At 74.2% G+C, this 12002-nt stretch carries 12 protein-coding genes; 7 read left to right on the top strand and 5 right to left on the bottom strand.

Annotated elements, in window-relative coordinates; translation table 11 throughout:
• Positions 1-58 precede the first annotated feature (58 nt).
• The 3 genes from AC07FJ_RS23885 (at position 59) to AC07FJ_RS23875 (ending at position 3230) form a co-directional block, all read left to right on the top strand.
• Positions 59-1159: a PP2C family protein-serine/threonine phosphatase gene (locus AC07FJ_RS23885; protein ID WP_479051522.1), complete on the top strand. Its 1101-nt coding sequence runs from the start codon at positions 59-61 to the stop codon at positions 1157-1159.
• Between the two features lie 148 nt (positions 1160-1307).
• A complete protein-coding gene (locus tag AC07FJ_RS23880; protein ID WP_479051351.1) occupies positions 1308-2648 on the top strand; it encodes a transcriptional regulator in 1341 nt (446 codons plus the stop codon).
• Between the two features lie 51 nt (positions 2649-2699).
• A complete protein-coding gene (locus AC07FJ_RS23875; RefSeq protein WP_479051350.1) occupies positions 2700-3230 on the top strand; it encodes an NUDIX hydrolase in 531 nt (176 codons plus the stop codon).
• 19 nt (positions 3231-3249) lie between these two features.
• On the opposite strand, the gene AC07FJ_RS23870 is transcribed toward AC07FJ_RS23875, so the two are convergent.
• Together AC07FJ_RS23870 and AC07FJ_RS23865 are read right to left on the bottom strand one after the other, a co-directional pair.
• Positions 3250-3510: an ADP-ribosylation factor GTPase-activating family protein gene (locus tag AC07FJ_RS23870; RefSeq protein WP_468289810.1), complete on the bottom strand. Its 261-nt coding sequence runs from the start codon at positions 3508-3510 to the stop codon at positions 3250-3252.
• 193 nt (positions 3511-3703) lie between these two features.
• A complete protein-coding gene (locus tag AC07FJ_RS23865) occupies positions 3704-4564 on the bottom strand; it encodes a 3-hydroxybutyryl-CoA dehydrogenase (RefSeq protein ID WP_361422313.1) in 861 nt (286 codons plus the stop codon).
• Between the two features lie 187 nt (positions 4565-4751).
• On the opposite strand from AC07FJ_RS23865, the gene AC07FJ_RS23860 reads away from it, so the two are divergent.
• Entirely contained in the window at positions 4752-6092 is a 1341-nt protein-coding gene (locus AC07FJ_RS23860; protein WP_479051521.1) for a glycoside hydrolase family 10-like protein, read from the top strand.
• A 71-nt stretch (positions 6093-6163) separates the two neighbouring features.
• Here AC07FJ_RS23860 and AC07FJ_RS23855 read toward each other — a convergent pair whose 3' ends face one another.
• Positions 6164-6355: a DUF1918 domain-containing protein gene (locus tag AC07FJ_RS23855; protein WP_361422319.1), complete on the bottom strand. Its 192-nt coding sequence runs from the start codon at positions 6353-6355 to the stop codon at positions 6164-6166.
• A gap of 117 nt (positions 6356-6472) precedes the next feature.
• A complete protein-coding gene (locus AC07FJ_RS23850) occupies positions 6473-7456 on the bottom strand; it encodes a DMT family transporter (protein ID WP_479051349.1) in 984 nt (327 codons plus the stop codon).
• On the opposite strand from AC07FJ_RS23850, the gene AC07FJ_RS23845 reads away from it, so the two are divergent.
• From AC07FJ_RS23845 to AC07FJ_RS23835, 3 genes are all read left to right on the top strand, one after another.
• A complete protein-coding gene (locus AC07FJ_RS23845) occupies positions 7455-8894 on the top strand; it encodes an aminotransferase-like domain-containing protein (RefSeq protein WP_479051348.1) in 1440 nt (479 codons plus the stop codon). The two genes, AC07FJ_RS23850 and AC07FJ_RS23845, sit on opposite strands and share 2 nt — an antisense overlap.
• Positions 8895-8960: 66 nt before the next feature.
• Positions 8961-9455 (top strand): GNAT family N-acetyltransferase, encoded by a 495-nt coding sequence (locus AC07FJ_RS23840; RefSeq protein WP_479051347.1) that lies wholly within the window; start codon positions 8961-8963, stop codon positions 9453-9455.
• Between the two features lie 31 nt (positions 9456-9486).
• A complete protein-coding gene (locus AC07FJ_RS23835; RefSeq protein WP_479051346.1) occupies positions 9487-10638 on the top strand; it encodes a methyltransferase in 1152 nt (383 codons plus the stop codon).
• Between the two features lie 75 nt (positions 10639-10713).
• Here the strand turns inward: AC07FJ_RS23835 and AC07FJ_RS23830 are convergent, their stop codons facing one another.
• Positions 10714-11937 carry a beta-ketoacyl-[acyl-carrier-protein] synthase family protein gene (locus AC07FJ_RS23830; RefSeq protein WP_479051345.1) on the bottom strand — a complete coding sequence of 408 codons (1224 nt, stop codon included), beginning with the start codon at positions 11935-11937 and terminating at the stop codon, positions 10714-10716.
• Positions 11938-12002: the final 65 nt, after the last annotated feature.

Below are 12002 nucleotides of genomic sequence, written 5' to 3'. Positions count from 1 at the left end.
CGACAGAATCGTCCCGACCGCGACAGGGGCCTGAAGAAGGGCGGTCCGCATGATCCGTATGGCCCGTACGCGATCTTGGCCTCGTCACCCTGCTTCGCTCGTCCCGCTCGTGCTGCCCACCCTCTGGGGCGGGGTCGCCGTCCTGTGGAAGCTCACCTGTCCGCTGGCCCAGCAGGAGAGCCTGCCCACCCGGCTCGTCACCTGCGTCGTGTTCTTCACCGTGGGCACCGGTCTCATCCTGGGCCTCCGGAACCGTCTGGCTCGGGAGCTGCGGCAGGTCCGGGCCGTCGCGCAGGCCGCGCAGCAGGTGCTGCTGCGCCCGCTGCCGCCGCGGCTGGACGGCCTGTCCGTCGCGGCGGGCCAGCTCTCCGCCGCCCCGGGCGCGGCCGTGGGCGGCGACCTGTACGAGGCGGTGGCCACGCCGTACGGCGTACGCGTCGTCATCGGCGACGTACGGGGCCATGGGCTCGGCGCCCTCGGCGCGGTGGCCGCCGTGCTCGGCAGCTTCCGGGAGGCCGCGCACGACGAGCCGGAACTCGGCGGCGTCCTGCGCCGGTTGGACCGGGCGCTGGCGCGGCATCTGCGCGAGCGGGGCCGCCATGAGCATCCGGCCGCTGGTGGCTGGAACCCGCTGAGCCCGTCGGCGGAGGAGTTCGTCACCGTGCTGCTGCTGGAGATAGCCCGGGACGGCGAGGTCCGGGCGCTCAACTGCGGCCATCCATGGCCCTATCGGCTCGGCCCCGGCGCCGAGCCGGTCGCCGCGGGCGACCCCCTGCCGCCGCTCGGGGTCTCCCCGCTCCCCGACGAGCTGCCCGCGCAACGGTGCACCCGGCTGCTGCCGGGGCAGGCGCTGTTCCTGCACACGGATGGCGCCGAGGACGCGCGGGACCGGGACGGGCGGTTCTTCCGGCTGGAGGAGGTGCTGGCGCAGACCGCGCGGGCGGGCGCGCCGCCGGCCGCGGTCGTCCAGTGCGTGCACGCCGCGCTGCTGCGGCACACCGGCGGGCGGCTGACCGACGACGTCGCCCTCGTCGTCCTGCGCAACGACGTCACCCGCCCGTCGTTGGTGCCGCCCGCCCCGCCGCGGAGTATCGGGCAGATCCGGCAGGACGGACGGCACGCGACGGGTCACCGCAACTGTACGAGGGGGAGCCGGTGACCCGCCGCCTCTGTGAGAGACAGCCCAGTCAACCGGCGCCCACGGCTGGGCGGGAGCGTACGCGGGGCACGGACCGGGGCACTCGGTTCACACCCCGTGCGAACGCGCCTGCACTAGTCTGAGCGCACCGAGTCATTCGGAGGGGCCCATGCAGCCCAACACCCTGCTCGACGCCCTGCTCGACGAGGCGGGGATCTCCCACGCCGGCCTCGCCGCGCATGTGAACCAGGCCGGCCGTGCCAGAGGCATGGCGCTGCGGTACGAACACACGGCCGTGGCCCGCTGGTTGAAGGGCCAGCGTCCGCGCGGTCGGGTGCCGGACCTGATCTGCGAGGTGCTGAGCGCCCGGCTGCACCGGCCCGTCACGCTCGACGACGTCGGCCTGGGCGTGGCGGGCGAGGCCGCCGCCGGGCACGGCTCGCCGCTGTCCGGCTTCGTCGAGCGGGCCACCGCCCTGTGGCGCTCCGACGAGCAGCAGCGGCCGCACATACTGGGCGCCCCGGCCGTCACCGGCACGCCCGCGGTGATGCCCGTATGGGAGTGGGAGAACCCTCCCGAGGACGCGGACGTCTCGCGCGACGGGCAGACGCACGTGTCGGACGGCGACATCGAGATGCTGCGCGCCGCCCGGGCGCACTACGAGCTCATGTACCGCAAGGCGGGCGGCATCGCCACGCGTGCCCGGATCGTCGGGTTCCTCAACGCCGAGACCGCGCCGCTGCTGCGCGGCTCCTACAGCGACGCCCTCGGCCGGCAGTTGCACCGCGCCACCGGCGGCCTGGTGGCGGTGGCCGGGATCTGCGCGTACGACTCCGACGCGCACGGGCTCGCGCAGCGCTATTTCCACCAGGCGCTGCGGCTGGCGAAGGCGAGCGGGGACCGCGGGCTGGGCGCGTACGTGATCGCGCTGCTGGTCAACCAGTCGCTGTTCCTGGGGGAGCACCGGCAGGCGGTCGCGTTCGCGGAGGCGGCGCTGCGCACGGCGGGCCGGGAGATCACCCCCGCGCTCGCCGCCGACCTCTACGCCATGCAGGCGAAGGCGTACGCGCACCTCGGGGACGGCGCCGGTGCCCTGCGGTGCATCCGGCACGCGGAGGCGGAGGCGGACCGCATCCGGCCGGGGCGCGAGCCCGACGAGACCGGCTACGTCCAGCCCGGGCTGGTCAATGTGCAGGTCGCGGAGGCGCTGCTCAGCCTGGGGGACCTGAGCGGCGCCCGGGAGCACGCGGCGGCCGCCGTGCGCACCCCGGCACACGACCGGGGCCGGGTCCACCGGCTGGCGATGCTCAGCCAGATCGAGCTGCGGCAGGGCGAGGCCGATCGCGCCGCGCGGACCGCCGTGGAGATGGCCGAGCGGGCCCGGGGGATGGAGTCGCAGCGGCTGCGGGACCGGTTGCGCGCGGTGCGGGAGCACCTGGTGGCGAGCGGGTGCGGTGAGGCGCGCGAGGCCGCCGAGCTCATCGATGGGGCGTTGCGCGTTCCGCTGTGACCCCGCACCTGCTGCGATATTGCCACCTACGTGTCGGAAGGTGGCAGAACCGTGCAGTGGACGAACTTAAACGAACAGACCGTGTATGAGAACCGCTGGTTCAAGGTGAACCTCGCGGACGTCGCACTCCCCGACGGCCGGCACCTCGACCACTTCCTCATCCGGCTCCGTCCGGTCGCGGTGGCGACCGTCGTCAACGAGGCCAACGAGGTGCTGATGCTGTGGCGCCACCGCTTCATCACCGACAGCTGGGGGTGGGAGCTGGCGGCGGGCGTCGTCGAGGACGGCGAGGACGTCGAGACCGCGGCGGCGCGGGAGATGGAGGAGGAGACGGGCTGGCGCCCCGGGCCGCTGCGGCACCTGCTCACCGTCGAACCGTCCAACGGCCTGACCGACGCCCGCCACCACCTCTACTGGGCGGAGGAGGCCACCTACACCGGCCCTCCCGAGGACGCCTTCGAGTCCTCGCGCCGCGAGTGGGTCCCGCTGAAGCTGGTCCCCGACATGATCGCCCGCGGTGAGGTCCCGGCCGCCAACATGGCGGCCGGGTTGCTGTTGCTGCACCATCTGCGGCTGGGCTGAGGCCACTTCCCGGAGTGCGTCAGCGCCCGAGCGCCTGCCACACCGCGACCGCGAGCGCGCCCACCGCGGTGAGCACGGACACGGCGGGCACGGGCCACCTCGTGTGCTCCAGCGCCGCGACGCGCGAGGCCAGATCGGTCAGATCGCGGTCGATCTGGCCGTGGCGCTGGGCGAGCAGCGCCAGTTGGCCGTCGATCCGCGCGAGACCGACGTCGAGACAGCGCCGCAGCTCTGCGAACTCCTCGACGGCCGCTAAGTGTTCGGGGTCGGTGGTGGTCACGGTTCTACGCTCCTCTTCGTTGACTGGCCGAGACTGGCCGACGACGGGCCGGGGCCGAGTCAACTCCCCCTGGTGGAGCGGGGGGAGCGTGTGCGAAGGGCATATGCGCACACGCTCCGCACACCCCGTGCGAATCCCGGTCGCGGAGCGTTGCGCGTGACGCGTGACGCGTGACGAGTCGCGCGTTGCGCGGTCACGCGTACGGGTAGAAGCCCGATCCCGTCTTGCGGCCGAGCCGGCCCGCGTCCACCATCCGCTGGAGCAGCGGGGGAGCGGCGTACAGCGGCTCCTTGTACTCGGCGTACATCGAGTCGGCGACCGAGTGGACCGTGTCCAGGCCGATGAGGTCCGCGAGCTTCAGCGGGCCCATCGGGTGGGCGCAGCCCAGCTCCATGCCGTTGTCGATGTCCTCGCGGCTGGCGATGCCCGACTCGAACATCCGGATCGCGGAGAGGAGGTACGGGATCAGCAGCGCGTTCACCACGAAGCCGGAGCGGTCCTGGGCGCGGATGGCGTGCTTGCCCAGCACCTTCTCCACCACGGCCTGGGCGCGGCTGAGCGTGCCCTCGGAGGTGGTCAGCGCCGGGATCAGCTCGACGAGCTGCTGCACCGGGGCCGGGTTGAAGAAGTGGATGCCGATGACCTGGTCCGGGCGGGACGTCGCCACGGCCAGCTTCACCAGCGGGATGGAGGAGGTGTTGGAGGCGAGGATCGCGTCCTGGCGGGTCACGACCTGGTCGAGGACCTGGAAGATCTCCGTCTTGACCTGCTCGTTCTCCACGACGGCCTCGATGACGAGGTCGCGGTCGGCGAACTCGCCGAGGTCCGTGGTGAAGCTGAGCCGGGCCAGCGTCGCGTCGTGCTCCTCCTGGGTGATCTTGCCGCGCTCGGCGGCCTTGGAGAGCGAGTTGTACAGCCGGGTACGGCCGATCTCCAGCGCCTCGCCGGTCGTCTCGGCGACCTTGACCTCCAGGCCGCTGCGGGCGCACACCTCCGCGATGCCCGCGCCCATCTGGCCGCAGCCCACCACTCCGACGCGTTCGATGTCGGTCACATCGTGCCTTTCGCTGTTCTTGCGGGTGGCAGGTTCCCCGTGTGATTCCGGCGCCCGCCTCGACCCCCTGACGTTACTCCGTTCGGGCCGGTGGGGGGCGGCCCGGGGCGGGCATGCTCTGCGGGGACGTCCGGACAATCCAACCGGTAAGGGGCGATGAATGCGGCACATCGGAAGGAACGGAAGGATCGGAAACATCCGGAGAAGAGGTCTGATGGCGGGCGCGGCGGGGGTGCTGGCGACGCTGTGGGCGGCGGCCGAGGCGGGCGCGGCACCCCGGCGGGCACCGGCGGGCGTCGCGGGCGTCGGCGCGGGTGCCGGCGCGGCAGGCGGGCCCGCTCCGGCCGAAGGGGCCCGGCCCGGGACGGCGCCCGGGCCGGCGGGGGCGCGCGCGGCGGGCGGCAAGGAGTTCCGGGGGATGTGGCTGGCCACGGTCGCCAACCGGGACTGGCCCTCCCGGCCCGGGCTGACCGCCGACGCGCAGCGCGCCGAACTGCTCGCCCACCTCGACACCGCCGTCGAGCGGCGGCTCAACGCGGTGGTCTTCCAGGTGCGGCCCACCGCCGACGCCCTGTGGCCCTCGCCGTACGAGCCCTGGTCGCACGTCCTCACCGGCGTACAGGGCAAGGACCCCGGCTGGGACCCGCTGGGGACGGCCGTCGAGGAGGCGCACCGGCGCGGGCTGGAGCTGCACGCCTGGTTCAACCCGTACCGCGTGGCCAACCACACGGACCCGACCCGCCTGGCCGAGAACCACCCCGCCCGGGTGCACCCCGACTGGGTGGTGCCGTACGGCGGGAAGCTCTTCTACAACCCGGGCCTGCCCGAGGTGCGCCGCTTCGTGCAGGACGCCATGCTCGACGCCGTGCGCCGGTACGCGGTCGACGGCGTCCACTTCGACGACTACTTCTACCCGTACCCGGTGGCCGGACAGGCCTTCGACGACGACGAGGCGTACGAGGCGTACGGCGCGGGCTTCCCGGACCGGGCCGCCTGGCGGCGGGACAACATCGACCGGCTGGTGCGCGAGATGTCGTACCGGATCAAGGAGACGCGGCGGCGCGCCCGGTTCGGGGTCAGCCCCTTCGGGGTGTGGCGCAACGCCGCGACCGACCCGCTCGGCTCCGACACCCGGGCGGGCGTCCAGACGTACGACGACCTGCACGCCGACACCCGCACGTGGGTGAAGGAGCGCTGGATCGACTACGTGGTGCCGCAGCTCTACTGGCACATCGGGTTCGCCGCCGCCGACTACGCCAAGCTGGTGCCCTGGTGGAACGAGGTCGTGCGGGACACGGGCGTCCGGCTGTACGTGGGGGAGGCCCTGTACAAGGCGGGCGACCCCGCTCAGCCCGAGCCCTGGCAGGACCCGGCCGAGCTGTCGCGCCACCTCACCCTCACCGAGCGGTACGACCAGGTGCGCGGCCATGTCTTCTTCTCGGCCAAGGAGGTCGGGGCGGACCGTATCGGGGCGATGGCGAGGGTGGTGGCCGACCACTACCCGACCGCGGCCCGTCCGTGGCGCTGACCGGCCGTTGAGCGGCAGCCGACCGGCTGCCGCCTGCCGGGCCGACCGCCGGCGATCCGTCGGCGGTCGGCCTACATCTGTTCCTCGTGCCGGACGACGCTGTCGGGTCCGGGGGACATCACCGTCTCGTGCCCGTCCTCGAAGCGGACGCGGTACGGGGGATTGCCGTCCTTTCCCAGCACCTCGACGACCTCGGCCGTCCGGTCGTGCTGGCCGACGGTCCTGCCGTGCACCGTCAGTTTGTCGCCCTTGCTCGCGTGCATCGAGTGACCTCCTCGCGCCGTGGATCGAAGTTGCCGGACTTATCGGAGTTATCCCGTATGGGGAGTTTACGTCCGCAGGTGTGTCCCGCGTCACTTCGGACGGGTCGGACGGAGGGCTCAGGAGCCGGTCCGCTGGGTCACCGCGATGCACACGAGGACCGCGCCGGCCGCCAGCGGCGCGGCGGGCGAGACCGCCTCGCCCAGCAGCCACACCGACCAGACCAGGGTCAGGAGCGGCTGGGCGAGCTGGAGCTGGCTGGCCCGGGCGATGCCCACCGCCGCCATGCCCCGGTACCAGACGTACAGGCCGAAGAAGGTCGACCCGGCCGCCACCCACACCAGGCCCACGACGCCGTGCGTGGTCAGCCGCACCGGCTCGAAGGCCAGCGCGACCGCCGAACCGGCCACGGCGAGCGGCAGGCACAGCACCAGCGCCCAGCCGATGACCTGCCAGCCCGGCATCACCCCGGCCAGCCGGCCGCCCTCGGTGTATCCGGCCGCGCACACCAGCAGCGCCGCGAAGAGGTACAGATCGCCGGCCGACAGGTCGCCCCCGCTCTGCTGCACGGTGAACGCGATCACCACCGCCGCCCCGGCCAGCGCGGCCGCCCAGAAGGCGCGCGACGGCCGCCTCCCGGTGCGCACGGCCGCGAACACGGCGGTCGTCAGGGGCAGGAGCCCCACGACCACGGCGGCGTGCGAGGTGGTCGAGGTCTTCAGTGCCAGCGTGGTCAGCAGCGGGAACCCCACCACGACACCGCCGCCGACCACCGCGAGCCCGGCCCAGTGGCGGCGGTCCGGGACCGGTACGCGCAGGGCGAGCAGGAAGGCTCCGGCGATCAGTGCGGCGAGCGTGGAACGGACGGCGACGAGCGACCAGGGGCCGAAGCTCTCCAGCCCCCAGGCGGTGGAGGGGAAGGTGAGCGAGAAGGACACCACGCCCAGCGCGGCGAGCAGCGTGCCCACGCCGCGACGGTCGGCCGTCCCGGAGGCGGTCGTCCGGGAGGACGGGGTTGCGGGCTCCGTGCTCGACGGGGTGACCGGGGCCGGGGCCTGCACTGCTATCGCGGTCGGGGTGGTAGCGCTATTCTGTGCTGTCATGCACGAGCGTAGCAGCGTCGCTGAACTGGCGGCCACCCTGAAGCAGGAGCTGGACCGCTACTCTCCAGGTGGAAAGCTGCCGTCCAGTCGGGCCCTGGTCGAGCGCTACCGGGTCTCGCCGGTCACCGTCTCCCGGGCCCTGGCCCGGCTCGCCGCCGAGGGCCTGGTCGTCACCCGGCCCGGAGCGGGCGCCTTCCGGGCCCAGCCGCGCGCCACCGGCACACCGGCGGCCGGCGACACCTCCTGGCAGGAGGTCGCCCTCAGCGCCGACTCCGCGACCGAGCTCGTGCCGCGCTCCGTCGACGCCTCGGGCGTGCTCGTCACCCTCGCCGCGCCGCCCACCGGTGTGGTCGAGTTCAACGGCGGCTACCTGCACCCCTCCCTCCAGCCCGAACGGGCCCTCGCCGCCGCGCTCGCCCGCGCCGGCCGGCGCCCCGGCGCCTGGAGCCGGCCGCCCACCGACGGGCTGCACGAGCTGCGCGACTGGTTCGCCCGCGAGATCGGCGGCACCGTCACGGCGGCGGACGTCCTCATCACCGCGGGCGGCCAGGCCGCGATCGCCACCGCGCTGCGGGCCCTCGCCCCGCCCGGCGCGCCCGTCCTCGTCGAATCGCCCACCTATCCGGGCATGCTGGCCGTCGCCCGCGCCGCCGGGCTGCGCCCCGTGCCCGTGCCGACCGACCGCGACGGCGTCCGCCCCGACCTGCTGGCCGCCGCCTTCCGGGCCACCGGCGCGCGCGTCTTCGTCGTCCAGCCGCTCTTCCAGAACCCCACCGGCGCGGCCCTCCCCGTCGAGCGGCGCCGCGAGGTGGTGCGCATCGCCCGCGAGGCCGGCGCCTTCGTCGTCGAGGACGACTTCGCCCGCCACCTCGTCCACGAGGACGCGGGCCCGCTCCCCGTGCCGCTCGCCGCCGACGACCCGGACGGCGTCGTCGTCCACGTCCGCTCGCTCACCAAGATCGCCTCGCCCAGCCTGCGGGTCGGCGCGCTGGCCGCGCGCGGCCCCGTGCTGGAACGGCTGCGCGCCATCCAGGTCGTCGACACGTTCTTCGTACCGCGGCCCCTGCAGGAAGCCGCCCTGGAGCTCGTCGGATCTCCCGCGTGGAGCCGCCACCTCCGCTCCGTAGCGGCCGAGTTGAAGTCCCGGCGCGACGCGCTGGCCGCCGCGCTCGCCCTGCACCTGCCCGAACTCGCCCTCACCCACCTCCCCTCCGGCGGCCACCAGCTCTGGCTCCGCCTCCCCGACACCCTCGACGAGCCCGCCCTGGTCGCCGCCGCCCTGCGCGCGGGCGTCGCCGTCGCCCCCGGCCGCCCCTACTTCTGCGCCGAACCACCCGCCGGGCACGTACGCCTCGGCTTCGCCGCCGTCGCCGGACCGGCCGAGCTCGCCGAGGGCGTACGCCGGCTGCGCGCCGCCCGCGACGAACTGCGGCGCTGAGAACCGCCCAGGGAAAGCGTGGCACGCGCCACTGACAATCGGCCCCCGCCCTGCCAGAGTCCGATCATGGACGAGACGACGAAGGCGAACCCCCTGACGGCGAACGGCCCGGTGGCGAGCGGCCCGGCGGCGGGCGGCGGCGCCCTGGGCGCGTACGAGATCTCCACCGACCCCGCCCGCCTCGACCGCGCCCGCGTCCACCACTGGCTGTCGACCGACGCGTACTGGGCGCTCGGCCGCAGCCGCGACAAGCAGGACCGGGCCATCGACGGATCGCTCAACTTCGGCCTGTACGAGACCGGCTCCGGCGAACTCGTCGGCTACGCCCGCGCCGTCACCGACCACGCCACCTTCGCCTGGCTCTGCGACGTCTACGTCGACCGCGCAGCCCGCGGCAAGGGCCTGGGAACCGCCCTCGTCGAGGCGGTCCGCGACCACTTCGCCCCGCTGGGCGTCAAACGCGTCATGCTCGCCACCGAGGACGCGCACGGCGTGTACGAGAAGGTCGGCTTCCGGGCCCTGGACGTGCCCGAACACTGGATGGCGCTCCGATTCCAGTAGGCCGCGGACGAGCGGTTAGCCTGAGGTCACGATGAACCGTCTGACCACGCCCTGGGGCGATGCCGAGCTCGCCCGCTTCCCCGAGGACCCGCGCGATCCGCTGCGCGCCTGGGACGCCGCCGACGAGTACCTGCTGCGGCACCTGGCGGAGGAGTCCCCGGACCTCTCCGGCACCGTGGTCGTGGTCGGCGACCGGTGGGGCGCGCTGGTCACCTCGCTCGCCGGGCTCGGCCCCGTACAGATCACCGACTCCTTCCTCGCCCGCGAGGCCACCCGTGCCAACCTCGCCCGCAACGGGATCGAGGAGGGGTCCGTACGGCTCCTCACCACCCGCGACACCCCGCCCGAACGCATCGACGCGCTGCTCGTCCGCGTCCCCAAGAACCTCGCGCTCCTGGAGGACCAGCTGCACCGGCTCGCCCCCGCGCTGCACGCGGGGACGGTCGTCGTCGGCACCGGCATGGTCAAGGAGGTCCACACCTCCACGCTGAAGCTCTTCGAGCGGCTCGTCGGCCCCACCCGCACCTCGCTGGCCGTCAAGAAGGCCCGCCTCATCTTCTCCACGCCGGACCCGTCGCTGCGGCGCGGCCCGAGCCCCTGGCCGTACCGGTACGCGCTGCCCGGCGACGCCCCCGCCCCCGTGGCCGGCCGGAGCGTCGTCAACCACGCCGGCATCTTCTGCGCCGACCGCCTCGACATCGGCACGCGCTTCTTCCTCCGGCACCTGCCGACGACGGGCCCGGGCCGCCGCCGCGTCGTCGACCTCGGCTGCGGCAACGGCGTCGTCGGCCTCGCGGTGGCGCTCGCCGACCCGGAAGCGGAGCTGGTCTTCGTCGACGAGTCGTACCAGGCGGTCGCGTCGGCGGAGGAGACGTACCGGGAGAGCGCCCCGGCCGGGACGAAGGCGGAGTTCCTCGTCGGCGACGGGCTCGCGGACGTCCCCGCGGAGTCCGTGGACCTCGTCCTCAACAACCCGCCCTTCCACAGCCACCAGGCGACCACCGACCGCACGGCCCGGCGCATGTTCACCGACGCCCGCCGCGCGTTGCGGCCCGGCGGCGAGCTGTGGGTCATCGGCAACCGGCACCTGGGCTACCACGTGACGCTGCGGCGGATCTTCGGCAACTGCGAGACCGTCGCGAGCGACCCGAAGTTCGTGGTCCTGCGGGCGGCGAAGCGGTAGCACCTGGCGCCGGGTCCGTTCGCCGCCCGTGCCCCCGCCCCCGCCCCGATCCCGGCTTCGGCCCCGGCCGACGGCCTACCGCGCCGCCGTGAACACCAGCGACGCGTTGTGCCCGCCGAAACCGAACGCGTTCGTCAGCGCCGCGCCCACCGGCCCCCGGCGCGGCCCGCCGGTGACGACGTCCAGCTTCACCTCCGGGTCCAGCGTGTCGAGGTTCACCGTCGGCGGCACGACGCCCTCGCGCACCGCCATGATCGCGGCCAGCGCGCCCACCGCCCCGGCCGCGCCGAAGAGGTGACCCGTCATCGACTTCGTCGCCGTCACGGCCGGGTGCGTTCCGATCGCCTCGGCCACCGACCGCGCCTCCGTCACATCGCCCTGTGGCGTCGACGTGGCGTGGGCCTGCACGTGCCCGATGTCCAGCGGCGACAGCCCGGCCGCCGCCAGCGCCAGGCGCATCGCGCGGACCTGGCCCTCCGGGTGCGCGGCCGTGATGTGGTACGCGTCCGACGTCACGCCCGCCCCGGCGAGCGCCGCGTGGGCGCGGGCCGCCCGCGCCGCCGCGAAGTCCGCGCGCTCCAGCACCACCACGCCCGCGCCCTCGCCGATGACGAAGCCGTCCCGGTCCACGTCGAAGGGCCGGGACGCCCGCTCGGGGGCGTCGTTGCGCGTCGAATGCGCCCTGGCCTGTGCGAACCCTGCCAGCGTCAGCGGGCAGACGCACGCCTCGGCGCCGCCCGCCACCACCACGTCCGCCCGGCCCAGCCTGATCAGGTCCAAGCCCATGGCGATCGCCTCCGCGCCCGACGCACAGGCGCTCACCGGGGTGTGCGCACCGCCCCGGGCGCCGAGCTCGATGCTGACCCAGGCGGCCGGGCCGTTCGCCATCAGCATCGGCACCGTGTACGGGGAGACCCGCCGGACCCCGGACGCCTCCAGCACGTCGTCCTGGCCGAGCATGGTCAGCGCCCCACCCGTGCCCGTACCGATCACCACGGCCAGCCGCTCCGGCTCGACCTCCGGAGCCCCCGCGTCGGCCCACGCCTCCCGCGCGGCGACGAGCGCGACCTGCTCGCAGCGGTCCATGCGCCGGGCCTGTACGCGGTCCAGGACCTCGGTGGGTTCGACCGCGAGCCGGCCCGCGATCCGTACGGGCAGCCCGGCCGCCCACTCCTCCTCGATGGGGCGGATCCCCGACCGGCCGGCCAGCATCCCGGCCCAGGTGGACGCCGCGTCCCCGCCGAGCGGGGTGGTGGCGCCGAGACCCGTCACGACCACGTCACCCGTGTAAGCGCTCACTGGCACACCCTTCTTTATTGATATCGCACAACAAGATCACTCCGCTTGTCACTCTGCCAGCGAAC

Source organism: Streptomyces sp. NPDC045998, from assembly GCF_056430285.1.
Note: the sequence above shows the minus strand (reverse complement) of the source record. Positions and strands in the feature narration are given on the sequence as shown.

What these genes read in the sequence shown, in the direction of transcription:
- AC07FJ_RS23885 (WP_479051522.1), top strand. Translation starts at nt 59, where the DNA reads ATGGCCCGTACGCGATCTTGGCCTCGTCACCCTGCTTCGCTCGTCCCG.
- AC07FJ_RS23880 (WP_479051351.1), top strand. Translation starts at nt 1,308, where the DNA reads ATGCAGCCCAACACCCTGCTCGACGCCCTGCTCGACGAGGCGGGGATC.
- AC07FJ_RS23855 (WP_361422319.1), bottom strand. Translation starts at nt 6,355, where the DNA reads ATGCACGCGAGCAAGGGCGACAAACTGACGGTGCACGGCAGGACCGTC.
- AC07FJ_RS23845 (WP_479051348.1), top strand. Translation starts at nt 7,455, where the DNA reads ATGCACGAGCGTAGCAGCGTCGCTGAACTGGCGGCCACCCTGAAGCAG.
- AC07FJ_RS23850 (WP_479051349.1), bottom strand. Translation starts at nt 7,456, where the DNA reads ATGACAGCACAGAATAGCGCTACCACCCCGACCGCGATAGCAGTGCAG.
- AC07FJ_RS23840 (WP_479051347.1), top strand. Translation starts at nt 8,961, where the DNA reads ATGGACGAGACGACGAAGGCGAACCCCCTGACGGCGAACGGCCCGGTG.
- AC07FJ_RS23835 (WP_479051346.1), top strand. Translation starts at nt 9,487, where the DNA reads ATGAACCGTCTGACCACGCCCTGGGGCGATGCCGAGCTCGCCCGCTTC.